The 361-nt window shown below is 52.4% G+C and carries 1 pseudogene; it reads left to right on the top strand.

The features are described 5' to 3' along the window. Nucleotides 1–104 precede the first annotated feature (104 nt). Nucleotides 105–361, top strand: a pseudogene (locus MN204_RS21800) (leucine-rich repeat protein); the annotation flags it as partial.

Below are 361 nucleotides of genomic sequence, written 5' to 3'. Positions count from 1 at the left end.
CGGGAGGCGCAGGCCGGTGTCGGAGGTGAGGGTCCTCGGGCTGCGACAGGATGGTGAAGCTCACGGCGGAGCTGATCGAGCAGGCGGCGCAGTACACAAATGCTGTGCGGGACCGTGAACTGGACCTCCGGGGATATAAAATTCCGGTTATTGAGAATCTGGGTGCCACCTGAGACCAGTTTGATGCTATTGATTTTTCTGACAATGAGATCCGGAAACTGGATGGTTTCCCTTTGTTGAGAAGACTGAAAACATTATTAGTGAACAAAAACAGAATTTGCCGTATAGGTGAGGGACTTGACCAGGCTCTTCCCTGTCTGACAGAGCTCATCCTCACCAACAACAGTCTAGTGGAACTGGG

The sequence above is a fragment of the Oceanobacillus saliphilus genome (genome assembly GCF_023522835.1).
GTDB classification, from domain to species: Bacteria; Bacillota; Bacilli; order Bacillales; family Amphibacillaceae; genus Oceanobacillus; species Oceanobacillus saliphilus.
The sequence above is the reverse complement of the archived record's forward strand: the minus strand, read 5'-3'. Positions and strand labels throughout refer to the sequence as shown.